The sequence below is a fragment of the Arthrobacter sp. R3-55 genome (genome assembly GCF_054161505.1).
The window spans coordinates 326,840-353,121 of record NZ_CP096423.1 but is presented as its reverse complement, the minus strand read 5'-3'; the positions used below and the strand labels follow the sequence as shown (position 1 = coordinate 353,121).

Annotated in this window: 20 protein-coding genes; 15 read left to right on the top strand and 5 right to left on the bottom strand. The window is 63.5% G+C overall.

The window, feature by feature from the left end; translation table 11 throughout:
• Positions 1 to 384 precede the first annotated feature (384 nt).
• The gene (locus tag M1D51_RS01750) at positions 385 to 1,056 is read right to left on the bottom strand and encodes a GntR family transcriptional regulator (protein WP_172324199.1); all 672 of its coding nucleotides are present in this window, start codon (positions 1,054 to 1,056) and stop codon (positions 385 to 387) included.
• Between the two features lie 150 nt (positions 1,057 to 1,206).
• Between M1D51_RS01750 and glyA the strand changes: the two genes are divergently transcribed.
• Genes glyA through purU form a run of 7 tightly spaced genes read left to right on the top strand, consistent with a single transcriptional unit; the run spans position 1,207 to position 10,064 of the window.
• Positions 1,207 to 2,607 (top strand): serine hydroxymethyltransferase, encoded by a 1,401-nt coding sequence (gene glyA / locus M1D51_RS01745; protein ID WP_458108300.1) that lies wholly within the window; start codon positions 1,207 to 1,209, stop codon positions 2,605 to 2,607.
• On the top strand, positions 2,604 to 3,824 hold the full coding sequence (locus tag M1D51_RS01740; RefSeq protein WP_011776430.1) for a sarcosine oxidase subunit beta family protein: 1,221 nt from the start codon (positions 2,604 to 2,606) through the stop codon (positions 3,822 to 3,824). The genes glyA and M1D51_RS01740 overlap by 4 nt, the downstream gene beginning before the upstream one ends.
• Before the next feature lie 29 nt (positions 3,825 to 3,853).
• Positions 3,854 to 4,198, top strand: coding sequence for a sarcosine oxidase subunit delta (locus M1D51_RS01735; protein WP_172324197.1), 345 nt, complete (start codon positions 3,854 to 3,856; stop codon positions 4,196 to 4,198).
• A 2-nt stretch (positions 4,199 to 4,200) separates the two neighbouring features.
• Complete coding sequence (locus M1D51_RS01730; protein WP_458108299.1) at positions 4,201 to 7,146, top strand: sarcosine oxidase subunit alpha family protein; 2,946 nt, start codon at positions 4,201 to 4,203, stop codon at positions 7,144 to 7,146.
• The gene (locus M1D51_RS01725; RefSeq protein ID WP_458108298.1) at positions 7,139 to 7,771 is read left to right on the top strand and encodes a sarcosine oxidase subunit gamma; all 633 of its coding nucleotides are present in this window, start codon (positions 7,139 to 7,141) and stop codon (positions 7,769 to 7,771) included. Before M1D51_RS01730 ends, M1D51_RS01725 begins: the two co-directional genes overlap by 8 nt.
• Positions 7,771 to 9,162 (top strand): L-serine ammonia-lyase, encoded by a 1,392-nt coding sequence (locus M1D51_RS01720; protein ID WP_172324431.1) that lies wholly within the window; start codon positions 7,771 to 7,773, stop codon positions 9,160 to 9,162. The genes M1D51_RS01725 and M1D51_RS01720 overlap by 1 nt, the downstream gene beginning before the upstream one ends.
• Before the next feature lie 2 nt (positions 9,163 to 9,164).
• On the top strand, positions 9,165 to 10,064 hold the full coding sequence (gene purU, locus M1D51_RS01715; protein ID WP_458108297.1) for a formyltetrahydrofolate deformylase: 900 nt from the start codon (positions 9,165 to 9,167) through the stop codon (positions 10,062 to 10,064).
• 97 nt (positions 10,065 to 10,161) lie between these two features.
• Here the strand turns inward: purU and M1D51_RS01710 are convergent, their stop codons facing one another.
• Positions 10,162 to 11,685, bottom strand: coding sequence for a PucR family transcriptional regulator (locus M1D51_RS01710; RefSeq protein WP_458108296.1), 1,524 nt, complete (start codon positions 11,683 to 11,685; stop codon positions 10,162 to 10,164).
• Between the two features lie 108 nt (positions 11,686 to 11,793).
• Between M1D51_RS01710 and M1D51_RS01705 the strand changes: the two genes are divergently transcribed.
• Complete coding sequence (locus tag M1D51_RS01705; RefSeq protein WP_458108295.1) at positions 11,794 to 13,353, top strand: purine-cytosine permease family protein; 1,560 nt, start codon at positions 11,794 to 11,796, stop codon at positions 13,351 to 13,353.
• Positions 13,350 to 14,309: a polysaccharide deacetylase family protein gene (locus M1D51_RS01700; protein WP_458108294.1), complete on the top strand. Its 960-nt coding sequence runs from the start codon at positions 13,350 to 13,352 to the stop codon at positions 14,307 to 14,309. Before M1D51_RS01705 ends, M1D51_RS01700 begins: the two co-directional genes overlap by 4 nt.
• Before the next feature lie 151 nt (positions 14,310 to 14,460).
• Here M1D51_RS01700 and M1D51_RS01695 read toward each other — a convergent pair whose 3' ends face one another.
• The 3 genes from M1D51_RS01695 to M1D51_RS01685 form a co-directional block, all read right to left on the bottom strand.
• Complete coding sequence (locus M1D51_RS01695; RefSeq protein WP_458108293.1) at positions 14,461 to 14,964, bottom strand: DUF456 domain-containing protein; 504 nt, start codon at positions 14,962 to 14,964, stop codon at positions 14,461 to 14,463.
• A gap of 135 nt (positions 14,965 to 15,099) precedes the next feature.
• Positions 15,100 to 16,290, bottom strand: a complete 1,191-nt coding sequence (locus tag M1D51_RS01690) for an NAD(P)-dependent malic enzyme (protein WP_458108292.1) — start codon at positions 16,288 to 16,290, stop codon at positions 15,100 to 15,102.
• 281 nt (positions 16,291 to 16,571) lie between these two features.
• Positions 16,572 to 17,180, bottom strand: a complete 609-nt coding sequence (locus tag M1D51_RS01685; protein ID WP_172324425.1) for a TetR/AcrR family transcriptional regulator — start codon at positions 17,178 to 17,180, stop codon at positions 16,572 to 16,574.
• 219 nt (positions 17,181 to 17,399) lie between these two features.
• Here M1D51_RS01685 and M1D51_RS01680 point away from each other — a divergent pair, with 219 nt between their 5' ends.
• The 6 genes from M1D51_RS01680 to M1D51_RS01655 all read left to right on the top strand — a co-directional run bounded on the left by M1D51_RS01680 (position 17,400) and on the right by M1D51_RS01655 (position 26,281).
• Entirely contained in the window at positions 17,400 to 18,527 is a 1,128-nt protein-coding gene (locus M1D51_RS01680; protein WP_458108291.1) for an FG-GAP repeat domain-containing protein, read from the top strand.
• 51 nt (positions 18,528 to 18,578) lie between these two features.
• Complete coding sequence (locus tag M1D51_RS01675) at positions 18,579 to 19,727, top strand: FG-GAP repeat domain-containing protein (protein ID WP_458108290.1); 1,149 nt, start codon at positions 18,579 to 18,581, stop codon at positions 19,725 to 19,727.
• Positions 19,728 to 19,742: 15 nt separating this feature from the next.
• Positions 19,743 to 21,596, top strand: coding sequence for an FG-GAP-like repeat-containing protein (locus M1D51_RS01670; protein ID WP_458108289.1), 1,854 nt, complete (start codon positions 19,743 to 19,745; stop codon positions 21,594 to 21,596).
• A gap of 142 nt (positions 21,597 to 21,738) precedes the next feature.
• Positions 21,739 to 23,022: an FG-GAP repeat domain-containing protein gene (locus M1D51_RS01665; protein WP_458108288.1), complete on the top strand. Its 1,284-nt coding sequence runs from the start codon at positions 21,739 to 21,741 to the stop codon at positions 23,020 to 23,022.
• Positions 23,023 to 23,191: 169 nt separating this feature from the next.
• On the top strand, positions 23,192 to 24,382 hold the full coding sequence (locus M1D51_RS01660) for an FG-GAP-like repeat-containing protein (RefSeq protein ID WP_458108287.1): 1,191 nt from the start codon (positions 23,192 to 23,194) through the stop codon (positions 24,380 to 24,382).
• 51 nt (positions 24,383 to 24,433) lie between these two features.
• Positions 24,434 to 26,281 carry an FG-GAP repeat domain-containing protein gene (locus M1D51_RS01655; RefSeq protein ID WP_458108286.1) on the top strand — a complete coding sequence of 616 codons (1,848 nt, stop codon included), beginning with the start codon at positions 24,434 to 24,436 and terminating at the stop codon, positions 26,279 to 26,281.
• Position 26,282: the final 1 nt, after the last annotated feature.

The following is a 26,282-nucleotide window of genomic DNA, read 5'->3' as shown; positions in this document are numbered from 1 at the left end:
GTCCCTCGATAATTTCGGCGTTGATGGCATGTTGTTTCAGAGGAGACATAGTTGCATCAGACGCATCACTCCCGTACCGACGCTCTCCCACATCCCTAGCCCTTCAGCCCATCGCTATCCCACTTCTTGAAGAAAGCCGGCAACCGGACGGAAACTTCAGCGCGGATGCCATAGTTCGAGCCCGCGCACGGCAACACGCTCCCAGGCACCCGAAAGGTTTGGGCCTGGGCTCAAGCACGCGGGGCGTGGGAGGGGGACGCGATCAAGCACGCGGGATGTGAGAGAGCAACGCGATCAACAACGCGGGATGTGAAAGAGCGTCGCCCTCAAGCACGCGGGATGTGAAAGAGCGTCGCCCCCAAACACGCGGGATGTGAGAGACGGTTAGAGGACCTTGCGGATGGTTTCTTCGAAGCTGACTACGTGGTGCAGGGCGAGTTCGGCGGCGCGGTCTTCGTCGCCGTCGGCAATGGCGGTGAGGAGGTCGGCGTGTTCGGAGATGTGGCCGGAGACGGAGGGCATCTTCTCGAGCATGTGGCACCAGATGCGGGTTGCGAGGTTGTCGTACCGGATCAGGACGTCCTCGAGGTGTGCGTTGGCCGAGGCCTTGTAGATGAGCCGGTGCACCTGGATGTCGTAGCGCATGAGTTCCTGCGAGGAATTGTCCTGGCCGTCAAGATCACGAATGGCGGCGGCGACGGCTCGGAGCTCGGAGCGCATGGCGGGGCTGGCCATGCGGGCAGCCTTCCTGGAGGCAAGGGGTTCCAGGAGCTCGCGGATTTCGGAGACTTCGGCGAGCTGGGTGATGTCCACGCCGGTGGCGAACGTGCCGCGCCGCGGATATGAGACCACAAGGTGGTCGCTTTCGAGTCGCTTGATGGCTTCACGGACAGGAGTGCGCCCGATGCCCAATTCGGCGGCAATTTGGCCGTCGTTGATGGGATCGCCGGGTTTGACGTCCAGCATGATGAGCCTGTCGCGCAGCAGCAGATAGGCGTTCTCCGCGAGGGACGTACCCTGCGGAACTGATTCCAGTGCTTCCAATGCGGCGCTCATTGCTCTCTCCCGTCGTCGTACCCCTGCCTGCTGGATGAGTTACCGCAGACCCGTTGACGACCATGTGACCTTCAACATACTATGGCAATAGTTCTAATATATCAGTTGCCTAACAGTCGGCCACTAGACAAGCCTTTGAAGGAGAACACCATGGTTGAACCGCTGATCCGCCCCCTTGCACAGGCGGACCCGGAGGTCGATCAGGCGATCGCCCAGGAACTCATCCGCCAGCAATCCACGCTGGAAATGATCGCCTCTGAGAACTTCGCACCAACGGCCGTCATGGAAGCCCAGGGCTCGGTGCTGACCAACAAGTACGCCGAGGGCTACCCCGGTAAGCGTTACTACGGGGGCTGCGAACACGTTGATGTGATCGAACAGCTGGCCATCGACCGCCTGAAGTCACTGTTTGGTGCAGAGTTCGCCAACGTCCAGCCCCACTCCGGCGCCCAGGCCAACGCCTCGGCCATGCATGCGCTCATCACCCCGGGCGACACCATCATGGGCCTGAACCTCGCCCATGGCGGTCACCTGACCCACGGCATGCGCATCAACTTCTCCGGCAAGTTGTACAAGGTTGTTCCTTACGGAGTCCGCGAGGACACCCACACCGTAGACATGGCTGAAGTTGAGCGTCTGGCCCTTGAGAGCAAGCCCCAACTGATCGTCGCCGGCTGGTCGGCCTACTCCCGCCAGCTGGATTTCGCCGAATTCCGCCGGATCGCGGACCTGGTGGGCGCCTACCTCATGGTGGACATGGCCCACTTCGCGGGTCTCGTTGCTGCAGGGCTGCACCCGTCGCCTGTCCCGCACGCGCACATTGTCACCAGCACTACGCACAAAACCCTTGGCGGCCCCCGCGGCGGCGTCATCCTCACTAACGACGCCGACATCGCCAAGAAGGTTAATTCCGCCGTCTTCCCCGGCCAGCAGGGTGGTCCGTTGGAACACGTCATCGCCGCAAAGGCCGTGGCCTTCAAGATGGCAGCCGAACCGGAATTCCAGGAACGCCAGGTCCGCGTCCTGGAAGGATCCAAGATCCTGGCCCAGCGCCTCCTCCAGGACGACGTAGCCGCAGCCGGCATCTCCGTTGTCAGCGGCGGAACCGACGTCCACCTGGTGCTGGCCGACCTCCGCCACTCCGTCCTTAACGGCCAACAGGCGGAAGATACCCTTCACCGGATCGGCATCACGGTCAACCGCAACGCCGTCCCCTTCGACCCCCGCCCGCCCATGGTTTCCTCCGGCCTGCGTATCGGCACTCCCGCCCTCGCCGCCCGCGGCTTCGGCGCCGAGGACTTCACCGAAGTCTCGGACATCATTGCGACGGCGTTGATCGCCGCAGCGAACAGCGGCACCAAAGACGGCGGCACTGAGGCAGGCACCGAAGCAGCCAGCAGCGAAGCCGACGTGACCCTGGACGAGACCACCGCCGTCGAGCTCCGCCGCCGCGTAACCGCCCTGGCGGAGAAGTTCCCGCTTTACCCCCACCTGAACAACAACGGCAAAGGCGCCGTAACCGAAGCAGAACTGATTGGAGCAGCCCAGTGAGTGCCGACCACCTCCCCGAACACCCGGACTTCCTCTGGCGTAACCCGGACCCGAAGAAAAGCTATGACGCCGTGATTGTGGGTGGTGGCGGGCATGGCCTGGCCACTGCGTACTTCCTGGCGAAAAACCACGGCATGACCAACATCGCCATCCTGGAAAAGGGTTGGCTGGCCGGTGGAAACATGGCCCGCAACACCACCATCATCCGTTCCAACTACCTCTGGGACGAGAGCGCTGCCATCTATGAGCACGCACTCAAGCTCTGGGAGATCCTCCCGGAAGAGCTGGAGTACGACTTCCTGTTCAGCCAGCGCGGTGTCATGAACCTGGCCCACACCTTGGGCGATGTCCGTGAAAGCGTTCGCCGCGTGGGTGCCAACCGGCTCAACGGCGTGGATGCTGAGTGGCTGGATCCGCAGCAGGTCAAGGAACTGTGCCCCATCCTGAACATCAGCGACAACATCCGCTACCCCGTCATGGGTGCCACGTACCAGCCGCGTGCAGGCATTGCCAAGCACGACCACGTGGCCTGGGCCTTCGCCCGCAAGTGCGATGAGCTCGGTGTGGACATCATCCAGAACTGCGAAGTCACCGGCTTCATCAAGGACGGCAACCGGGTCACCGGTGTCCAGACCACCCGCGGCACCATCAACACCGAAAAGGTGGGCCTCTGCGCCGCCGGCCACAGCTCGGTCCTGGCAGAAATGGCCGGCTTCCGCCTGCCGATCCAGAGCCACCCGCTCCAGGCACTGGTGTCCGAACTCCACGAGCCTGTCCACCCCACGGTGGTCATGTCCAACCACGTCCACGTCTATGTATCCCAGGCCCACAAGGGCGAACTGGTGATGGGTGCCGGCGTCGACTCTTACAACGGCTACGGCCAGCGCGGCTCGTTCCATGTGATTGAGGAGCAGATGGCAGCAGCCGTGGAGCTCTTCCCGATCTTCGCCCGGGCCCACGTGCTCCGGACCTGGGGCGGCATTGTGGACACCACCTTGGATGCCTCACCGATCGTGGGCCTGTCCCCCGTGGAGAACATGTTCGTCAACTGTGGTTGGGGAACGGGCGGCTTCAAGGGCACCCCGGCCGCGGGCCTGACCTTCGCGCACACCATTGCCACGGGCGCACCTCACAAGCTGAACAAGCCCTTTGCTCTGGAACGCTTCGAGACCGGCGCCTTGATCGACGAACACGGCGCCGCAGCCGTGGCCCACTAGCGCCCACCCAGGACAGGACAGGAAAAGACATGCTCCTCATTTCATGCCCCAACTGCGGGCCACGCGACGAAACCGAATTCCACTACGGCGGCCAAGCACACGTTGCCTACCCCGAAAGCCCCAATGACCTCACGGACCGCGAATGGGCTGAATACCTGTTCTACCGGGAGAACACCAAGGGCACCTTCGCCGAGCGCTGGGTTCACAGCACCGGCTGCCGGCAGTGGTTCAACATGCTCCGCGACACCGTGAGCTACGAGATCCACTCCATTTACGGGATGGGCCAGGCCCGCCCGGACCTTGCACCCGCCGCCCCAACCACCGGCGTCCCGATCTCCGGCTCCACAGCACCCACCTCCTCGGAAGGAGTCTAGAAGTGACCAGCAAGAACGCACGTCTCGCCACCGGCGGACGCATCGATCGCAGCATCTCCTGGCGCTTCACGGTGGACGGCCGGGAATTCACCGGCCACCCGGGCGACACCATCGCTTCGGCGCTTCTGGCCAACGGCCACATCAACGCCGGCAACTCACTGTACGAGGACCGCCCCCGCGGCATCATGGCCGCCGGCGTGGAAGAGTCCAACGCCCTGGTCAAGATCGCTCCCCGTTTCCGCGGACACGTCGCCGAGTCCATGCTTCCCGCCACCGCAGTTTCCTTGGTGGATGGCATGAACATTGAGCTCCTCTCCGGACTTGGCAAGCTGGATCCCAACGAGGACAAGGCCGAGTACGACAAGAAGTACGTACACACCGATGTCCTGGTGGTCGGTGGAGGCATTGCCGGCCTGGCAGCAGCCCGCGAAGCTGTCCGTACCGGCGCCCGTGTCATCCTCATCGACGACCAGCCTGAACTCGGCGGCTCCCTGCTCTCCGGCTCAACCGCAGAAGGACTGGCCGAGCAGATCGAAGGCAAGCCAGCGCTGGAGTGGGTTGCCGACGTAGAAGCCGAGCTGGTTTCAGCCGGCGAATGCACGGTGCTGAACCGCACCACGGCTTTTGGCTCCTACGACTCCAACTACTTCATCGCAGCCCAGAACCGCACGGACCACTTGAGCGTTCCGGCAGCTTCGGGTGTTTCCCGCCAGCGTATTTGGCACATCCGTGCCAAGCAGGTTGTCCTGGCCCCCGGCGCCCATGAGCGTCCGCTGGTGTTCGAGAACAACGACCGCCCGGGCATCATGCTTGCCTCAGCGGCCCGCACTTACCTCAACCGCTACGCTGTGGCAGCCGGTTCACGCGTGGTCATCAGCACCACGAACGATTCCGCTTACGCCCTGGCTGCGGACTTGCAGGCAGCAGGCGTGGCGGTTGCCGCCGTCGTCGATGCCCGTCCGCAGATCAGCGCGAAGGCCGCCGCCGCCGTCGAGTCCGGTATCCGGGTCCTGATCGGCAGCGCCGTGGCTGACACGTCCGCGGATGAAATCGGCCGCCTGAATGGGGTGACCGTCCGCAGTATCAACGACGACGGCGAACTCACCTCGGGCGTCGAACAGCTGGCTGCCGATCTCCTGGCAGTTTCCGGTGGTTGGAGCCCTGTGGTCCACCTCCACAGCCAGCGCCAGGGCAAGCTGCGTTGGGATGACGAGCTCGCAGCGTTCATTCCCGCCGCTCCCGTCCGCAACCAACAGGTGGTGGGCGCAGGCCGTGGCAGCTTTGAACTCCAGGACTGCCTGGCAGAGGGCATCTCGGCAGGAGCAGCAGCGTCCATCGCCGCCGGCTTCGAGTCCGAAACCACACCGGTGCAGCTTCAGGCACCGGCGGCAAGCGCTCCGAGCCGCCAGCTGTGGCTGGTTCCCGGCCAAACGGGTGAGCCCGGCGAATGGCACCACCACTTCGTGGACTTCCAGCGCGACCAGTCCGTAGCCGACGTCCTCCGCTCCACCGGGGCAGGCATGCGGTCCGTGGAACACGTCAAGCGGTACACCTCCATCAGCACGGCCAACGATCAGGGCAAGACCTCCGGTGTCAACGCAATCGGCGTCATCGCCGCGGCGCTGAAGTTCGGCGGAGCTGAGAACATTCCGGGCGTTGGCGAGATCGGAACCACGGCATACCGTGCACCGTTCACCCCCGTGGCCTTCGCAGCATTGGCAGGCCGCCAGCGCGGCGAACTGTTCGACCCCGCCCGCGTCACCTCGATCCACCCATGGCACGTAGCACAGGGCGCATTGTTCGAAGATGTTGGGCAGTGGAAGCGCCCCTGGTACTACCCGCAGGCCGGGGAGGACATGGACACCGCCGTTCTGCGCGAATGCGCAGCGGTCCGTGACTCCGTGGGCTTCATGGACGCCACCACCCTGGGCAAGATCGAGATCCGCGGCAAGGACGCCGGTGAATTCCTGAACCGCGTGTACACCAACGCCTTCAAGAAGCTCGCCCCGGGGTCCGCCCGCTACGGTGTCATGTGCACCTTGGACGGCATGATCTTCGACGACGGCGTGACCCTCCGCCTGGACGATGACCGCTACTTCATGACCACCACCACCGGCGGCGCAGCCAAGGTGCTGGACTGGTTGGAAGAGTGGCACCAGACGGAGTGGCCCGAGCTCGATGTGGTCTGCACCTCCGTCACGGAACAGTGGAGCACCATTGCGGTAGTTGGCCCGAAGTCCCGCGCAGTGATCGCGAAGGTTGCTCCCCAGCTCGCCGAAAACGGTGGCCTGGATGCTGAAAACTTCCCGTTCATGACGTTCCGCGAGACCACCCTGGCGTCCGGAGTGCAGGCACGCGTTTGCCGGATCTCCTTCTCCGGTGAACTGGCCTACGAAATCAACATCCCGTCCTGGTACGGCCTCAACACCTGGGAAGCAGTTGCCGCCGCAGGTGCCGAGTTCAACATCACCCCGTACGGCACCGAAACCATGCACGTCCTCCGCGCCGAGAAGGGCTACCCGATCGTGGGGCAGGACACCGATGGCACGGTCACCCCGCAGGACGCCGGCATGGATTGGATTGTCTCCAAGGCCAAGGACTTCATCGGCAAGCGCTCCTACCTTCGGCAGGATGCAAGCCGCGAGGACCGCAAGCACCTGGTGAGCGTCCTTCCCGTGGACCACTCGCTGCGGTTGCCTGAAGGCACCCAGCTGGTGGAAAAGGGCATCCCGGTCAACCCGGCTAAAGGACCCGTTCCCATGGAGGGATTTGTAACCTCCAGCTACCACAGCGCCGCACTGGGCCGTTCCTTCGCCCTGGCCCTCATTCAAAACGGCCGCAACCGCATCGGCGAGACCCTGGTGGCCTCGTTGGGAGACCAATTGGTGGACGTGGTTGTTGGCGAAACCGTACTTTTCGATGCTGAAGGGACCCGCAAAGATGGCTGAAACAGCAACACCAGCAGAAACCGCACACGTCAACCGCGTCCGGGGCGCCCGCCGCAGCCCGGCCGAACACCTCGCGGACGCTTTCACCTCCGGCTCCGTGCCGGGCACGGTGACGCTCACCGAAATTCCGTACCAGACCATGGTGGGCGTCCGGGTTCACCCAGCGTCCGACGCCGGTACCCGGGTTGCGTCCGTCACCGGCGGCTTGCCTGCCACGTGCGGCGCCGTGACGGGGACCGGTTCCGTGAACACCCTGTGGCTCGGCCCCACCGAGTTCATGGTGGTGGCACCGGAAGAGGCCCACGATTCCTTGGTCGGCGATCTGACCAATGCCTTGGGCAACGACGCAGGCCAGGTGGTGGACCTGTCCGCCAACCGCACCACGTTCGAGCTCTCCGGCAGCCACGCCCGCGCCGTTTTGGAGAAGACCTGCGCCTTGGACCTGCACCCCCGCGTCTTCAAGGCCGGTACCGCTGTCTCCACTGAGCTCGCGCACATTCCGGTGATGCTCTGGAAGACTTCGGACGAGTCCTACCGGATCTTTCCCCGGGCCTCGTTTGCCGACTTCCTGGGACGCTGGCTCCTTGACGCCATGCGGGAGTACGCCTCCCCCGAGGTCCCCTAATGGCATTGAGTGTGCTTGACCTGTTTTCTGTTGGCATCGGGCCCTCGTCTTCACACACGGTTGGCCCCATGCGCGCGGCAAAACAGTTCACGGACGGACTTGAATCCTCCGGCCAGCTCCCGGCTACGGTGCGCGTCCAGGCTGAGCTTTTCGGCTCCCTGGGCGCCACCGGCCGGGGCCACGGCTCAGACAAAGCTGTGGTTCTGGGGCTGCAGGGCCACTCACCCGAAACCGTGAACACCCACACCGCCGATGACCAGGTGGCCGCCGCGGCCCTCGACGCCGAACTCCGGCTGGGCGGCAACCACCGGGTGGACTTCAACTGGGACGAGGACGTGGTCCTGCACCGCCGCAAATCGTTGCCCGCCCACCCCAACGGCATGACCTTCCGCGCCTTGGACCACACGGGCACCGTGCTCCGGGAACGCAGCTACTACTCCATCGGGGGCGGCTTCGTGGTGGACGGTGACGTCTCGGGAGCCGACAAAGTGGTAGCCGATGACACCGTGCTGCCCTACCCGTTCACCACAGCGGACGAGCTACTGGCCATCTGTCTCCGCGAGGGAAAATCGATCTCGGACATCATGCTGGCCAACGAGCTTGTGTGGCGTTCCGAGGATGAGCTCCGCGAACGCTTGCTCAGCATTTGGGCCGTCATGCAGGAATGCGTGGACAACGGGTGCTCTGCCGAGGGAATCCTGCCGGGAGGTTTGAAGGTCAGGCGACGGGCGCCGTCGTTGTTCAAGAAGCTCTCCGAAACTGACGCCGAGCTGAACGGAGCAAGTTCAGCGGACCCCCTCCTGGCCATGGAATGGGTGAACCTTTTCGCCTTGGCCGTGAACGAGGAAAATGCTGCGGGCGGCAGGATCGTCACCGCGCCCACCAACGGTGCCGCCGGGATTGTGCCCGCCGTGCTGCACTATTACACCAAGTTTGTTCCGGGAGCCAACGACGACGGTGTCGTGCGGTTCCTGCTGGCGGCGGCCGCCGTCGGAATCCTGTTCAAAATCAACGCGTCCATCTCCGGTGCCGAAGTAGGCTGCCAGGGCGAGGTGGGTTCCGCCTGCTCCATGGCCGCCGCCGGGCTCTGCGAAGTCCTGGGTGGAACACCGGAGCAAGTGGAGAATGCCGCTGAAGTGGGCATCGAACACAACCTGGGCCTCACGTGCGATCCCGTGGGTGGGCTGGTGCAGATTCCCTGCATCGAACGCAACGCAATCGCCAGCGTCAAGGCCATCAACGCCGCGCGCCTTGCCCTGCATGGCGATGGCAGCCACAAAGTTTCTCTGGACAAAGCCATCAAGACCATGCGCGAGACCGGCGCAGACATGAAATCCAAGTACAAGGAGACCTCCCGTGGAGGCCTCGCCGTCAACGTAGTGGAGTGCTAGCCATGACTGCCATCCAAACTGAAACTGCCGCACCATCCTCCGCGGAAACCACGGTGGAACACGTCCTCACCCTCGACTGCCCCGAAGGCCCGGGAATCGTGCACGCAGTGTCCGGTTTCCTGCTGGAACACGGCTGCGACATCATCGACAACAAGCAGTTCGGCGACCGCGCCGAAGGCCACTTCTTCATGCGGGTGCACTTCGCCTCGTCCGGCGACACCTCAACGGTCGATGCCTTGCGGACCGCCTTTGCCCCCGTGGGGGAGAAATACAGCATGAATTGGGAGCTTGAGCGCCAGGGCTACAAGCGCCGTGTGCTGATCATGGTCTCCAAGTTCGGGCACTGCCTGAACGACCTCCTGTTCCGCGCGAGGATCGGCGAGCTGCCCATCAACGTGGTGGGCGTAGTGTCCAACCACACCGACCACCAGGGCCTGGCGGAATGGCACGGGATCCCGTTCTTCCACGTTCCCGTCACGGCTGCCACCAAGCCTGCCGCCGAGGGGCGCCTGCTGGAGATCATCGACGAACTGGACGTGGAACTCATTGTCCTGGCCCGGTACATGCAGGTGCTCAGCGATGATCTTGCCCGCAAGCTGGACGGCCGGGCCATCAACATCCACCACTCGTTCCTGCCCAGTTTTAAGGGTGCCAAGCCCTACCACCAGGCCTACGCGCGTGGCGTCAAAACTGTGGGCGCCACCGCCCACTACGTGAATGGCGAATTGGACGAAGGTCCCATCATCGCCCAGCAGGTAGTGGAAGTGGACCACACGTTCGGGCCGGACGATCTCGTAGCCGCCGGCCGGGACACCGAATGCAAGGCCCTCAGCAACGCTGTTCGCTGGCACTGCGAGGGGCGGATCATCCTGAATGGGAACAGGACGATCGTGTTGAAGTAGGGCTCTGCAAAGCAACCATTTCGATGGTTCCCTGCGTATACGCTGTTGCGAACGGCACCGTATGCAGGGAACCATCGAATTGGCGTTTAACGGGGGCCTACAAACGGGCCAGCCGGGTTGCCAGATGCAGCGCGGCCAGCCGGCCTGTCCCCCGGGGATCTCCCCCGCACAGGTCAAAAATCCGTTGGAGCCGGTGATGCAGCGACTGCCGCTCCAGATGCAGCTCGCGTGCCGCCTGGGCCGTGTTGCACCCCGTATCCAGCCAAACGGCCAGCGTCAGCATCAGTTCAGACTTTTTCACGCGGTCATGCTCGACGACGGCCCCCAGCTGCCGCTCCACGAACCCTTCACGCGTGGCCGGGTCCAGCGACTCGTCCGCAAGGAGCTCCACTGCCAAGGTGTCAGCATCCACCACACCATTGCCTGCCGGCGCTAGTTCAAGTGCCCGACGCGCCTCAGCCAAGGACCATGGCGCCTGGGCAATTCCCCTGCCCAACGGGCCCACCGCCACCAAGGATCCGGCCGGAACTTCCAGTTGGCGCAGGGCATCCAAAAGGCCCCGCCGGGTGGCAGCCCCATCGCCCAAGGCAGCGAGCGCCATCAGCTCAGCATTGTTGGCATAACTCGCACTGTGCGGAACGCACTGGCGGAGCAGCGCGTCCACGGCCGGACGTAGGTGCCCGGCCCCGGTGGAGCGGATCACCACGGCGGCCACTGCACCTTTAACAGGAAATCCCGACGCCGGCCCGAGCTGCTGCAGCTGCCACTGCTGGCTTCCCGAATTGATGGCCCGCATGAGTTCGATGCCTGCGAGTTCCTTCAGCCCGGGCGGCATCCGTTGCAACAGCGCCAGGCCCAGGATGTCTACGGATCGTTCACCGGCCACCCGCGCCAAGGCAGCGTCGCCGCCGTCGTGCATGTGAAGTTCCAGACGCGCCGCCAGGACACCGCGCACCGGCACGTCCACCGTGGTGACGCTGCCGCCATCGTCCATGGCAATGGTGTTGTTCGTTGCCGGACTGCCGTCCGGTGCGGAGGCGCTGCCGGCGGGAAAGGTGCCGCCGGAGGCGCCGAGGGTGAGGCCCGACGGCGAGACCAGCCTTGCACTTGCGCCTGTCCTTTCGGACAGCACTGCCAGGAGCTGGTCGAGCCCGCCGCCGTGGGCAAGCTCCGCAGCCATCGCGTGGCTTGCTTGGTCGCCGCGCTGAAGATGCTCCACGGATTCGCTGACCAGGAGCGAGTTGATCTCCTGCATGACTCCAACAAACGGGACCACGTGGCGCAGCTCAATGACGGGCAACCCAGCGGCCTCGGCTATTGCCAGCATGGCTTCCGGCACTTCGGGAAGGGCAGGACCGGTTTCCAGCGCCAGCGCCGCAATCCCCCGGGCTGCCAGTTGCCGGACGTAGTCCGCCTGCCGTTCAGGGGTAACGCCTGCGAGCGCCTGCCCGCCGCTCAACAACAATTCGCCACCGCTGAGGAGCGGTGCGATGTCCAGGACCTCGCTGGAATGCACCCAGCGAACCGCCCTGTTCATGGCATCCGGGACCAAGTTGAGGACCCGGGGAGCAGCAGATTTCAGGCTTTCGTACTCCAAGGCTGCGCCTAAAGGGATAGACATGACACTCCGTATGGTGAGGCGGCATTTGCTTAGACACATCGTATCTTGTTGCTGTGATCCGGGGCACATACGCTGAAAGGGTCCCTTTCACACACGGAGGCTCTCCCCATGCAAGACAACCTCTCCCCCGCGCCTTCAGGCCCAGCGCCGTCAGGCCCAGCGCCTTCCAACTCAACGCAGTCAGATCCGGCAACGGCGCCGGGTCACGACAGCGAAGCCTGGCTTCAGCCCATCCCCGAAGCCGACCGCACCCGCAAAGTTTCCGGACAGTTCTGGATCTGGGCCGGCGCCAACCTTGCGCCCATCAACTGGGTGCTCGGCGCCCTTGGTATTCACCTCGGCCTCGGCTTCGCGGACACCGTGATTGTCCTTGTCCTCGGAAACCTGATCGGCATGCTGCTGTTCGGCTGCTTCGTCCTCCTCGGCCAGAAGACCGGCGCCACGGGCATGGTGTTGGCCCGCGCCGCTTTCGGCCGTCAAGGCAACTACCTCCCGGCCGCCATCCAAGCCCTGCTGGTGATCGGCTGGTGCGCAGTCAACACCTGGATCATCCTGGACCTGGTGATGGCGCTCTTCGGAACCCTGGGCTGGGTGGATCCGGAGGCAAAGAACTACGCCTGGAAGATCGGAGTCGCCACGGCCATCATGGCGGCCCAGGTGGCCATCGCTTGGTTTGGCTACAAGGCCATCGCGGCCTTTGAAAAATGGACCGTCCCGCCCACCATCATCATTTTGGCTGTCATGTCTTGCGTGGCCTGGTTCGGGATGAAGATCGACTGGGGCTACGCAGGACCCGCCGGCAACATCCTGGAAGGGTCCGAGCGCATCGCGGCCATGAGCGCCGTGATGACGGCCATCGGCATCGGCTGGGGGATCACCTGGTTCACCTACGCCGCCGACTACTCCCGCTTCGTCAGCACCTCGGTTCCCAAGCGCAAGGTCTACCTCGCTTCGGTCCTGGGCCAGTTCATCCCCGTGGTGTGGCTCGGCGTTCTCGGCGCAAGCCTGGCCACCAACAGCGGTGAGATCGACCCCGGCAAACTGATCGTCCAAAACTTCGGCGTCCTCGCACTCCCCGTCCTGCTGATGGTCCTGCACGGCCCCATCGCCACCAACATCCTGAACATCTACACGTTCTCCGTGGCCACCCAGGCCTTGGATATCAAGATCAGCCGCCGCAAACTGAACTTGTTCGTGGGCGTCTTCTCGCTCATCGCCGTGGTGTTCTTCATCTTCCAGGAGGACTTCGCAGCAGTGCTCGATGCCTGGCTGATCGGCCTGGTGGCCTGGGTGGCTGCCTGGGGCGGGGTGATGCTGGTGCATTACTTCTGGCTCGAGAAGCGCTGGCCGGCCAAGGTGGATCGTCTCTTCGACGGTGTTGGAACGCACCGCTTGCCGGTCATCAACTGGGCTGGAATCACGTCCCTCCTGGTGGGCATCTTCTCCACCTGGTTGTTCATGTACGGGCTCGTTCCCGCCATGCAGGGCCCCATCGCCGTGGCCCTGGGCGGCTGGGACCTCTCGTGGCTGGCCGGTGGACTCACCAGCGCGGCGAGCTACGCCATCCTCGGCCCACGGGCCCACAAGAAGTTCCTCCTGGCGGACTCAAACCATGTCTCAGTCACCCAGCCCGCCCCCACCCCGGCTGTTGAAAGGACCACAGCATGAACAACCCCGCTTTCGCTGATTCGCTCCACCCGATCACGTGGCCTGAGGGATACCAGGCAGCAGCGTCCTTCACCTTCGACGTCGATGCCGAGTCCTGCACCATCGCCCATGACCCTGCCAGCACCAAGCGCATGTCCCTCATGAGCCACCAGTCCTACGGCCCCAAGATCGCAGTACCGCGGCTGCTCAAGATCTTGGACCGGCAGGACATCAAGGCAACCTTCTTCATTCCCGGCTTCACGGCGGAAAGCTACCCGGACGTGGTCCGCAGGATTGCCGACGGCGGGCACGAAATTGCTCACCACGGCTACCTTCACGAACCCATGCAGGGCATCGATGCCGCCACCGAGGCCAGCTACCTGGACCGCGGCCTCGAAGCACTGGCCAACGTCGCCGGAATCCGGCCGGTTGGTTACCGGGCACCGTGGTGGGAGCTGAACTGGCAGTCCCCGGCGCTGCTGGCGGACCGCGGATTCCTCTACGACTCAAGCCTGCTCGACGGCGACGCCCCCTACCGCATGGCCGTGGCCGAGGACGACTCCCGGGACATTGTGGAGATTCCCGTGGACTGGGCGCTCGATGATTGGGAGCAGTACGGGTTCTACCCCGGAGTCACCGGCAGCGGGGTCATCGAGAGCCCGGCCAAGGCGCTGGAAATGTGGACCCTCGAAGCGCAGGCGCACCACTCCCAAGGAAGTTGCTTCGTCCTGACCAACCATCCGTTCATTTCCGGACGACCGTCCCGCGCCGTTGCATTGGAACAGCTGATTGAGAGGGTCAAGGATCTGGACGGCATGTGGGTCACCACGCTGGCTTCCATTGCCCAACACACCAAGGACACCGTGCAGGAAATCCACACGCACGCACGGATCGACCTCCCGCTGTTCCCCGGTGCCGGAGCCGCCTTCCGCCCGGCGCAGGTCCACGCCCCCGTTGGAGCGCCCGCACACCACTAAACGCCCCGCAAACTCCCGCCGAGTTGGCACTTCACCCCCATGTTTGGCCGCGACATGGGGGTGAGTTGCCAACTCGGCGCAGTTTTTAAGGGGAAGGCACAGTGTTTAAGGGGAAGGCACAGTCTTTTAGGCGCAGTGCTTTAGAGGGAATCTAGCCGTTCACGGCGTTGATCCACACACCAATGATCCACGTACTTGCAGCGGCACAAGCGAGTCCGAATTCCACCAGGATGCCGATGCCGGTGGCTTTGAGCGCGGCACCGCTCGAACGGACGGCTGTGCGGAATTCACGGGTCCGCTGGACTTCGCTCAGGAGCAACCCGACGGCGAACCCCACGAAGAGCCCCACCACCGGAATGACGAACATCCCCACCACGCCCAGCACCACGCCAATCAGTACCGACCTGTTGGGGATGCCGTGTTGTTTCAGTTTCCGTCCGGTAAGCACGGCACTGGCTGCCATGCCGGCCACCACAAAGACCATTCCGACGGCGAAGATCACCCAGCCGAGCGGACCGGCGCCTCCCCAGATGGCCCATGCCAACAAGCTGGCACCGATGAGGATACTTCCGGGCAGCACGGGAATGATGGTTCCGGCGACACCGACCGCAATGGCCAGGCCGCACAGGATGGTCACAATGAGTTCGGCGTTCATGGCCCCCAGTCTATGGGCCGCTTGGCCGGCAGACGGCGCAGCCGGACCGGCTTAACCACAAACGACGGCGACGCTCCCCAGCACGGGGGCGTCGCCGTCGTCGGTCCAGCAGTAGTAGCCGCTACACAGTCGTGGCTACTCAGTCACGGCTGCGGCAACCGCCGCGGTGACAGCCGGTGCCACGCGGGCATCCAGCGGGCTCGGCACGATGTAGTCGGCAGAAAGGTCTTCGGCTGCCAGCTCAGCGATGGCGTTGGCAGCGGCAATCTTCATGGCGGGCGTGATGCGGCGGGCCTTGGCGTCGAGGGCGCCGCGGAAGATGCCGGGGAAGGCCAACACGTTGTTGATCTGGTTGGGGAAGTCGCTGCGGCCGGTGGCCACAACGGCTGCGTACTTCCGTGCAACCTCCGGGAGAACTTCCGGGTCCGGGTTGGAGAGGGCGAACACGATCGACTGATCGTTCATGAGCTTCAAGTGTTCTTCGTCCAGCTTGGAGGAGGAGACACCAACAAACACATCCGCACCCGTCAGTCCCTCACCCGGGCCACCGCTGACGCCACGGGGGTTGGTGCGCTGTGCCATGCGTGCCTTGACGCTGCCGGGATCGGCCACGAGGTCGGCACGATCGGCGTTGACCACGCCCTTTGAGTCGAGCAGGATGACGTCCTTGACGCCAACAGCCAGAAGAATTTCGGCAATGGCAATGCCTGCGGCACCTGCGCCGGAAACAACAACCTTGAGCCCGGCAAGTTCGCGCCCGGTCACCTTGGCAGCGTTGGTCAGGGCGGCAAGAACCACGACGGCGGTGCCGTGCTGGTCGTCGTGCATGACCGGGCAGTCAAGGGCTTCGATGAGGCGCTCTTCGAGTTCGAAGCAGCGGGGAGCTGAGATGTCCTCGAGGTTCACGGCGCCAAAGCTGGGGCGCAGGCGGACCAGGGTCTCGATGATCTCATCAACATTGGTGGTGTTGAGCACCAACGGGATGGAGTCAAGGTCCCCGAAGGACTTGAACAGCGCGGACTTTCCTTCCATCACCGGAAGGGAGGCGCTCGGGCCGATGTTGCCAAGGCCCAGAACGGCGGTGCCGTCGCTGACCACAACTACCAGGCGCTCGGCCCAGGTGTGGGTGCGGGCAAGCTCGGGGTTGGCGTGGATTGCGCGGCTGACCTGCGCAACTCCGGGGGTGTAGGCGATGGAGAGGTCGCGCTTGTTGTTCAGCGGTACGGTGCTGGAAATGGTCAGCTTGCCGCCTTCGTGGGCTGCGAAGATCTCTTCTTCGCTCAATACCAGGGCGTCGTTGTCTGTAGCAATTGTCTCAATGGACACGTCTTTGTCTCCTCAGGCTAGCCGTGGACCCACGGCATGGTTCGGGCAGGAACAGAACTGCTGTTGCGGACCAAGGATGGCTGGTCCGGCGTTGCTTCTGCAGATAGGGGGCTGCTAGCCGCTTCGGTGTTTCCAGCCTAAGGAGCGTGAAGGGGTACAAGATTCAATACCAAGAGAGACGATTCGAGAGTAAAACGTTCAACCAGCAGTAAAAGTGATCCAGCTCACGCGAAAAAGCGCATTCCGAGGAGGAGGTGGTCTAGACCGGAGAGCACATTTCGTCATTCACCCGTCAGCAGGGTGCAGGCCTTCTTCAGATCCTTCTCCGCCTCAAACAGGGACAGCCTGCGGCACCGCACCGCCTGCACAAGGCCGCTGACCAGGTGCAACAAGATCCTCGCCCGGACCGCGTCCTTGCCGGTGTCCTTGCTGAGCGAGCCCACCACTTCCTCGGACAACGCATCAATTTCCCGCAGAAGCTGCGCCGTGTCATCGTCCTTGCCTGCAGGCCGGATCAGGCAGTGCTCCACGCCGGGCTGCATGACCCTCAGGTGGAAAATTTCCATCATCAACCCCGCGAGCGCGTGCCCTTTGCCTTCGCGCCGACGGACGCCGTCCCGGAGCTCCCGCAACTGCTGCCTGTACACGGCCAGCATCAGGTGGGCTGTAGAGGGAAAGTAGCGGTAGAGCGTGCCAAGGGGGATGTCAGCGCGGGCCGCGACGTCGGAGAGGCTCAAAGTATCAAACTGCCGCTGGGCAAACCCTTCCGCCGTTTTCAAGATGCGGGCATAGCGCAGCTGCTGCCGCGGGGTGGTAGGCGCGGCAGCCATACGGGGCAACCCCGTGGTCAGGTCAAGGGAATATGGTTCCAGTGAGTTTGAGGCGGGCATTTCCGGCGATCTCTTGGCAGGCTGACAAGGAAGCGGCCGGCTGGGTCAAGGACCCGCGGCTGGCCGATCGCATCAATGATACGGGAGCTAAATGACCGTTTCCTGAGAGCGTGCCGGCCATGAATGCACGCACGCCGTTCCCGTGTATTGCTGCTCTGCGCACATACACTGCATGCAGGTCTGGAGCACAACCGGGCACGCAACGGGAGGAATACCACCATGGGGACATTTCGACGCCGGATGGCAGCGGCGCTGCTGACCGCCGCTGTGGCGGCCATGACACTTGGTCCCGTCCCGGCGTCGGCCGCTCAAAGCAGCGGACCCGATCCCGTGCTCAGCGGAAAAGCTTTCGTCGGCCACAAGCTCACCGCGGACATCGGCCCCTACACTTTCTACGGCTGCGGAGGCGGAAAAGGCCCCGATTTCACCATCTACTGGACCCGGGACGGTTTCCTGGTAGCCGGCGAGACCGCGCGCACTTACGCGCTGCAGCCCGACGACACCGGGGCGCGGATGGCCGCCCACGTGACCGCCAGCAAGACCGCCTGCAGCGGCGAGTCCCTGCACAGCGACGAAACCAAACCCGTGGGCGCCGCCAACCGGGCGGCCGGGTTTACCGGCAGGAGCTTCGAGCTGCTGGCACGCGGCAATGACGGCGCGTTGCAGCTTTACGGCCGCAAGGGAACCGCATGGGAGGCTGCCCGGACGGTGGGCTGGGGCTGGAACATCTTCAACCTGACCTTCTCCCCGGGTGACTTCAATGGCGACGGCAAGGGCGATGTGATCGCCAGGGACGCCGTCGGAACCCTGTACCTGTATGCGGGCGATGGAACCGGCGGCTGGAAACCAGCCCAGACCATCGGCAAGGGCTGGAACATCTTTGACACGATCGTGAGCCCCGGAGACTTCAACGGCGATGGCCACAACGACATCCTTGCCCGCGAACCGGGAGGTGCCCTCTATCTGTACCCGGGAAATGGTGCCGGAGGCTGGTTGGCAAGGACCGCCGTCGGGCAGGGCTGGCAAATGATGGACGCGCTGCTGACGCCCGGGGACTTCAACGGCGACGGCAATGTGGACGTGCTGGCACGGGACCGCAGCGGCTACCTCTACTTCTACGGCGGCAACGGTGCCGGCGGCTGGACAAGGTCGTGGTTGATCGGGGTCGGCTGGAACGCGCTGAAAGCAGCGGGTGCCGCCGGGGACTTCGACAATGACGGTTTCAATGACGTTTATGGCGTAGACCAGCAGGGCCGGCTGGTGATCTATTACGGCAATGGGCGCGCAGGGTGGCGCGGGTCCGAGGTCGCCGGTAATGGTTGGGGCGGATTCACCGCGATCTTCTAGAGAAATCCCCGTCGCGGTAGAATTGGCCGCATAAAGTCTGGGGAGGACATCATGAATGCACCAACGCGCCCTACGTCAGGTGTGCGCCGGGTGGTGGCTGGAATAGCAGCGGCGGTTGTCGCCGCCATCGCCTTCACGCCGGCACCCGCAATGGCAACCATGGACCCGTCGGATCCCGTGATTCATGGTGCACCCTTTGTAGGCTCAACGCTCACGCTTGAAATCGACCCCGCGTCCTACCGGGGTTGCGGCGCTGCCGCCGGACCGGACTACGGCATTTACTGGACCCGCGACGGCGTTCGGGCCCAGGACCACTCGGCATGGTGGACTTACACTCTCGATGAATCAGACCGCGGCAAGACCATTGCCGCCCATGTGGTGGCCAGCCAAAACGGCTGCGAACCCTTGGAAGTTTCCAGTGAAGAGACCGCACCGATCGCTGCTTCGAACAGGGCGAACGGATTCACCGGACGCGGCGCCTATGAATTGCTCGCCCGGCGCACTGACGGCACCCTCATGATGTATCCGCGCGTTGGCAATGCCTGGGAATCTCCCCGCACGGTCGGGCCAGGCTGGAACAGCTTCGGAACAGTGGTCTCCCCCGGCGACTTCACCGGCGACGGCGCCAACGACATCCTGGCCAAGGACTCCGCCGGCAATCTCTTCCTTTATGCAGGAACGGGCAACGGTGGTTTCCTTGCCGGACGCCAGGCAGGCAGCGGTTGGAACGCCTTCACTTCGATCGTTTCCCCGGGCGACTTCAACGGTGACGGCAGCAATGACATCCTGGCACGCGACGCCGGTGGCCTCCTCTACCTCTACCCGGGCAACGGCAAAGGCGGCTGGCTCAACCGTTCCGTGGTGGGCACAGGTTGGAACGCGGTTAACAAGATCATCACCCCTGGCGACTTCGACGGCGACCACAACGTAGATGTCATGGCACGCGACGCCGCTGGAGCCTTGCGCCTCTACAAAGGCAACGGCGCGGGCGGCTGGGCCGGCATGGCTGTGGTTGGCCAGGGCTGGGGCGGCATGACTACCATCGGCGTGGCGGGCGACATTGACGGCAACGGCAACGTAGACGTCTATGCGGTGGACGGCTCCGGCCAACTGCTCGCCTACTACGGCGACGGCGACGGCGGTTGGAACGGCGCCGGTGCCATCGGCTGGGGCTGGGGCGGTTTCAGCGCAGTCTTCTAAAGATTGGGGGATTCCATGACACTTCATTCTTCCGTTCTTCCTTCACGGCAGCCCATGCGGCGTGGTTTCCACCTTCTGCTGGCAGTACTCCTGTGCGCCGCCCTCGCCATCGCCATCCCACCGACGCGGGCAACCGCGGCAGGACCGGCGCCGCTCCCCACCGTCGTCACGCGGACATCACCTGCCACAGTGGTTCCCGGCAACGTCATCTCCCTGTCCTTCACCCTCAGCGGCCCTGCCCAGGAAGTCGGCTTCGCCTACGTCAACGAGGACACGTTGGAGCAGGCCATCCTCTACGGACCCACCAGTACCGCTCCGGGGCCCTACAGTGCGCAGGCCAAAGTGCCGGTCAACGGAAGCGCATTCAAACGAACGGGCCGGTACAAACTCCTCAGCGTCAACATTGTGCTTCCTTCCGGACAAGGGTCCGTGCGCTATGGCCGCGACGGCAACATCCTCTCCTTGAGCCAAGGCCTCGAAGCACCTACGCAGCGGCCAGGCGCTTTGGACGGCGTCGACTTCGCCGTGAACAACCCCAACTTTCCGCTCATCGACAATCCCAACACCAAGCCACCAGTGGTGTCCGGGGTGGCCCGCTACGACCAAGTGCTGACCACGGACAACGGCACCTGGACCTACCCGCCCACCGGCTTCGTTTACCAATGGCTGCGGAACGGTCAGCCCATAGCCGGCGCCACCGTCAACAGCTACCGGGTAGCCGAAGCCGACCTCGACCAGACCCTGTCCGTCAGGGTCACGGCCACCCGGTCAGGCTACCGGGCTGTATCGGCATCTTCCCTGCCGCTCACACCCACCTCGCCCATCACCGCAACTGCCCCCACGCTCCTGGGGAAACTGACCATCGGCGAGAAACTCACCGGCCTCTTCAACGAGGCCGGCGTTTCCGCCGGAACAGCCGGCGGTACCGTCAGCATCAGGTATGAATGGGTGCGGAACGGTACCCCGATCAACGGGGCCACCGCCAAAACCTACACGCTGACCGCGGCCGACCGTGGCGCCGTCGTGGGCTTCCGTGCAGTAGTCCAGGCCGGCAACCCGGCCACGGCCACGCGGCCCTTCACCGTGTACAGCCGCACCGTGGTGCGGAACAAAGCCCACACAGCAGGATTCGACGCCGGTACCTCCTTGGACCTGTTCGCCCGGAACGCCTCGGCGAATCTGCTGCTCTACCCCACCGACGGCGCCGGACGCTGGCAGGCCGCGAAGACAATCGGATATGGCTGGGATGTCTTTGACCGCGTGTTCAACGCCGGTGACTTCAACAGCGACGGGTTCAACGACGTCCTGGCACGCGACGACGCCGGTACCCTGTTCCTCTACCCGGGCAACGGAACCGGCGGATGGCTGCCCCGCAAGGAAGTCGGCTGGGGTTGGGACGTCTTTGACGCCGTCATTCCGGCCGGCGACTTCTCCGGGGACGGCACCAACGACCTTCTGGCACGCACGCCCGCAGGAGGCCTGGTCCTCTACCCCGGCAACGGCAGCGGCGGTTTCCGCTCCCCCGGCGCGGTAGGCCAAGGTTGGGATGCCCTGAGCCAGGTCTTCTCCCCCGGCGACTTCGACGGCGACGGGAATCCCGATGTCATGGGCCGCGACAATGCCGGGAATCTCCGGCTCTACGGCGGGAACGGCAGCGGCGGCTGGACTACAGCGCGCGCCGTCGGCACCGGTTGGAACGTCATGGCACGCATCGGCGGCGCAGGCGACTTCAACGGCGACGGCATCAACGATGTCTGGGCCATCGACTCCGCCGGCCAGCTGAACATGTACTACGGCAATGGCAGCGGAGGCTGGAAGGGCGCTGGCGTTGTCGGTTGGGGCTGGGGCGGGTTCACAGCGGTGTTCTAAGCCGATTTTGGTTGAGTTTCGGGTTTGACTTGTCTTTTCCCTGAATTTTTGCCAGCAAATTCCCAGACTGTCGTTCCGCCGTTGTACTCTCAAGTCACTTACACCCGCCGGCCATCCGGGACCGGCCCGATTTGGGGGAACAATGGGGATCACTCCTTTGCGCCGTGTGCGCAGCTGGCTGGCAATGATGACAGGCAGCATCGTCTTGGTTGGCGGGCTGGGCTTAGCCCCGGCAGCGCAGGCCGATGACACTTTTGCGCCGGTCCCGGTGGCGGTCTCCACTACGCCGGACTCGATCGCTGCGGGCGGACAAGCGACATCCAGAATTACGGTCCAAGCCTCAGGTCCTATCAACGACGTTTACGTGCTCTTCCGCAACACCGCCACCGGCAAGCTGCACACGCAGATGACGCAAGGCTCCTACAGCGCTGCCGACTCGACGTACTCGTTCGACGTGTTCTTCGCTCAGGGGACTTCGCCAGGAACGTATGTTGCGCAGTATCTGCAGATCCTCACCGCTGCCGGTCAGGAACTGGGCTACTGGCGCGACGGTTCGCTGATCCACAACCCGGGCAATTTGCCGGGCTCCGGCACTGCTGCTGTTGCCCTGGATGCCTTGGACTTCAACTACGTGACGCCAGTGGACATTGACCGGCCCCACACCTCAGGCTCTTACCGCACAGAGTACTGGGATCCCTACACCATGAGCCTTTTCATCCGTGACTCCTCAGGCCGCTTGGGCTTGTTTCCCACCGGAGGCAACGGTACGTGGAAGCAGGCCTACGAAGTTGGCTCCGGTTGGAACATCTTCAACCTGATGTTCTCCGCCGGTGACTTCAACAACGACGGCGAGAACGACGTCATTGCCCGTGACAATGCAGGTTCTCTTTTCCTCTACCCGGCAGATGGCCAGGGCGGCTGGTACCCCCGCCAGCAAATTGGTTGGGGCTGGGGCATCTTCAGCTCGATCTTCCCTGCCGCCGACTTCAGCGGTGACGGCAACAACGATCTCCTGGCACGCAAGCCCTCCGGTGAGCTCGTCCTGTATCCGGGCAATGGATACGGCGGATTCCTCGGTGCGTCAACAGTTGGCTGGGGTTGGAACGGCATGACATCCGTCTTCTCACCAGGCGACTTCAACGGTGACCACAAGCCCGACGTCCTGGCCCGCGACGCTGCAGGTAATCTGCGCTTTTATGGCGGTAACGGTTACGGAGGCTGGACCACCAGCGGCGTGATCGGCCAGGGGTGGAACGCCATCACCAAGCTGGGAGGAGCAGGTGACTTCGACGGCGACGGCGCCAATGACGTCTGGGGTATAGACACCTCCGGCCAGATGCGCATGTACTACGGCAATGGTTCCGGTGGATGGAAGACCTCGGCCGTTGTCGGATGGGGCTGGGGCGGCTTCAACGCCGTCTTCTAGTAGCTTTCGCTACTTTCACCAACGAGTCGCCCCGCCGAGACCCGGGCAGGGTTCCTCCGAGTATTTTTCAATGCATCTACCGCTGCCGGAACCAGGCAGCCTCTTTCCCTGGAGGAACCCTTTGGAGACCAGTACTCCTACGCCCGCGGTTGCACGCAAGCCACGGCGTTTGTTTTCAGTCCTTGCCGCGTCCTTGGTGGCTGGTTTGCTCGTAGCCCCGGCGCTGCCTGCAGAAGCGGCCGTGCCCGCGATTGGAGTGCCTGCGCGCTTGGTTTATGTCAGTACCCCACCCCAACTGGGCGGCGACGCAACCGTCGGGGGCTTGCTGGTGATGGACATCTCAAACACATTCGCCCATGTGTCACCCGAAGGAGGGAGTCCGGCCGTCTCATTCGCCTGGATGCGTGACGGAGCTGTAATCCCTGGTGCAACTGGAACAACGTACCGCGCAACGTCAGCTGACTTGGGACGAGTCGTAGCCGCTTCCGTCACGATCACCTATGACGCAGACTCCACAACGACGGTTCAAGCCTCCCACCCGCTGCGCATCGCGGCAGCTGCCCGCGCCCGCGGATTCAACGGCGACGGTACCCTGGACATCTTTGCGCGGGACGCCTCGGGCCGGCTCCTGTTGTACCCCACGGACGGGCGCGGCAACTGGCAGCCAACCCAGGTGATTGGGTGGGGTTGGAACAACTTCAATATATTGGTCTCACCTGGTGACTTCGATGGCGATGGCACGGTGGATGTCCTGGCCCGCGACGGTCAGGGACGCCTATTCCTGTACCAAGGAAACGGTTCTAGCGGCTGGAAGAAGGCACTCCAAGTTGGCCAGGGTTGGCAGAGTTTCACGGACCTCATCGCGCCCGGAGACTTCAATGGGGACGGCACCAATGACATTCTCGCCAAGGACTCAGCCGGCAACTTGGTCTTGTATCCCGGCAACGGTTGGGGTGGCTGGCTTACCCCCCGCAAGATCGGCCAAGGATGGGAGGGTTACTATGCCGTCGGTGCTGGGCACTTCCTTGGCACGCCAGACCTTGTTGTTCTCACCCGTCCTTTCTGGGGAAATCTCGAAGTGCGAACCACTCACCGGAACGGTTGGTTCGAAGAATATGGCTTGCCTGGCGGTTTTGCCGGCTCCATCGGCTGGGGTTGGGAATCGGTAGCGCGCATCGGCGTGGCCGGTGACTTCAATGGCGATGGAGACTTCGACGTTTACGGGATAGATGGCAACGGCCGTCTCACCATGTACCTGGGCGACAATTCGGGTTACTCGCGCTTCGGCATAGCCGGTTACCGCTGGAAGGGTTCCTCGGTTGTCGGCTGGGGTTGGGGCGGCTTCACAGCAGTGTTCTAATCCGAACCCTTCGGCTTTTTGGCTACTCAGCACTCAATAGGAGATGTGAAGATGACGAACTCGCCAACCCCACCCCCAGGGCGCCATCTGCGTATCCTGGCACTGGTCCTCACGGCTATGCTGGCCGGTCTTCTACAGCACAGCCCAGCGGCTGAGGCGTCGCCGTTGGAGGCTGAATCGTCGACCGTGGAGTCCTACGTTTGGCCACCGGACCCTGCCTTCCTGACTCTGGGAGCAGCTACCACGGCCCCCATACCTGTGTCAGGCGAGATGCGCTTGAACTTCACAGTGGCTCGTCCGGCCACTCGTCTTACTATCGTGATGGTCGACCCATCACAAGCCACCGAGATATACCTGCATTGGAGTATGCCGGCCGGCGGAGAACCACGGACATCCGGATCCGTGGTGCGGACTGTCAACGAGAAAGACGCAGCAGGGAAATACACGCTTCGGCAAGCCGCCGTTGACTTTGCAGACGGCTCAAACACCACCATAAAGCCTCGAAAATACGGAGGGGATAAATCGGCTACCGAGGACTTCCCAAAAGCTGCTTTCGAGGTCATCAACCCGGCCGTGCGACTTCAGCAGAATGTCAATCTGGCGCCCGCCTTCGTTGAGGGGGTTCCCGAAACCGAAATCTGGGCGAGAGCCAATCTTGGTCAATGGCAAGGCAGCGTGTCCCACGCCGACTATCAGTGGATGCGGGATGGTGTGGACCACTACCGAACGACATACGACTATGACTTTTCTTCTTTTGACGTCGGCTCCCTGATTTCCTTCAGGGCGGTGGTCTACGCGCCCGGATACCTGCCCACAGGGATTGTTTCGAAAGCGGTAGGACCCGTCATTCAGCCTCGACGCCCGAAAGTCTTGGGCGAAGGAGCAGTTGGTTCCATTCTCCGTACTGACTTCAGCCTTGCCGAAGTTCCTGTTCCGTCCGGGGCAAGTCCAGTTGTCAAGTACCGCTGGGTGGGACCTCCCTATGCCGAACGCCCGGGCGGTGCGACGTATCGTCCCACCCCGCAGGACCAAGCGCACAACTACCCAAACCACTTCGTCGCCGCTGAGGTCACTGTTTCCTCCGGCTGGGACACCTTGCGGCTTGTAACCAGCGAATGGAAGGAAAATATCAAGGATTCCCACTGGTCCAGTGGTTTCGATGGCGATGGAACGACGGATGTCCTGGCCCGTGACCGCGCCGGCATCCTCAACATGTATCCCACGTCTGCCCAGGGCGGATGGCAGACGCCGCGTGCGATCGGGCAGGGATGGTCTGAAATGACGTCCATTTTCAAGGCAGGTGATCTTGACCGCGATGGCAGGAACGACGTCGTGGCCAGGGACGCTGCGGGACGCCTGCTCCTGTACCCGGGAGACGGCCAAGGCGGCTGGCTCCAGCAGCGTCAAATCGGCACTGGCTGGAGTGTCTTCAACACCATATTTGCGGCAACCAGTACAGCCAGCGACGGTGGTCACAGCGGCATCTACGGCCGCGACTCCAACGGAACTCTCTGGCACTTCGCCAGTTACAGCGGTGGGGGCCTTACCTACGGCGGGAACCCGGTCGGAACTGGCTGGAACATGTTCAACACAGTCTTCCCTGCCGGCGACTTCAACGGCGACGGCGTCGAGGACCTCATGGGGCGGACACCCTCCGGACTGCTTTACAGCTACCGACTGAATGGCTCGGCCATCGACCAACGCCAGGTCATCGGTGTTGGGTGGCAGGTCATGGCCAGAGTTGGAGCTGCCGGTGATTTCAACGCAGACGGTCATCAGGATGTTTATGGCATCGACTATTCAGGCCGAATGCACATGTACTACGGAAACGGGGCCGGTGGCTGGAAAGGGTCCACCGTAGTCGGCTGGGGCTGGGGCGGTTTCACAGCCGTCTTCTAGG

Coding starts and splice junctions, on each gene's coding strand:
- M1D51_RS01680 (WP_458108291.1), top strand. CDS start 17,400: ATGGGGACATTTCGACGCCGGATGGCAGCGGCGCTGCTGACCGCCGCT.
- M1D51_RS01670 (WP_458108289.1), top strand. CDS start 19,743: ATGACACTTCATTCTTCCGTTCTTCCTTCACGGCAGCCCATGCGGCGT.
- M1D51_RS01735 (WP_172324197.1), top strand. CDS start 3,854: ATGCTCCTCATTTCATGCCCCAACTGCGGGCCACGCGACGAAACCGAA.
- M1D51_RS01655 (WP_458108286.1), top strand. CDS start 24,434: ATGACGAACTCGCCAACCCCACCCCCAGGGCGCCATCTGCGTATCCTG.
- M1D51_RS01675 (WP_458108290.1), top strand. CDS start 18,579: ATGAATGCACCAACGCGCCCTACGTCAGGTGTGCGCCGGGTGGTGGCT.
- M1D51_RS01750 (WP_172324199.1), bottom strand. CDS start 1,056: ATGAGCGCCGCATTGGAAGCACTGGAATCAGTTCCGCAGGGTACGTCC.
- M1D51_RS01720 (WP_172324431.1), top strand. CDS start 7,771: ATGGCATTGAGTGTGCTTGACCTGTTTTCTGTTGGCATCGGGCCCTCG.
- M1D51_RS01685 (WP_172324425.1), bottom strand. CDS start 17,180: ATGCCCGCCTCAAACTCACTGGAACCATATTCCCTTGACCTGACCACG.
- M1D51_RS01700 (WP_458108294.1), top strand. CDS start 13,350: ATGAACAACCCCGCTTTCGCTGATTCGCTCCACCCGATCACGTGGCCT.
- M1D51_RS01725 (WP_458108298.1), top strand. CDS start 7,139: ATGGCTGAAACAGCAACACCAGCAGAAACCGCACACGTCAACCGCGTC.
- glyA (WP_458108300.1), top strand. CDS start 1,207: ATGGTTGAACCGCTGATCCGCCCCCTTGCACAGGCGGACCCGGAGGTC.
- M1D51_RS01665 (WP_458108288.1), top strand. CDS start 21,739: ATGGGGATCACTCCTTTGCGCCGTGTGCGCAGCTGGCTGGCAATGATG.
- M1D51_RS01710 (WP_458108296.1), bottom strand. CDS start 11,685: ATGTCTATCCCTTTAGGCGCAGCCTTGGAGTACGAAAGCCTGAAATCT.
- M1D51_RS01705 (WP_458108295.1), top strand. CDS start 11,794: ATGCAAGACAACCTCTCCCCCGCGCCTTCAGGCCCAGCGCCGTCAGGC.
- M1D51_RS01695 (WP_458108293.1), bottom strand. CDS start 14,964: ATGAACGCCGAACTCATTGTGACCATCCTGTGCGGCCTGGCCATTGCG.
- purU (WP_458108297.1), top strand. CDS start 9,165: ATGACTGCCATCCAAACTGAAACTGCCGCACCATCCTCCGCGGAAACC.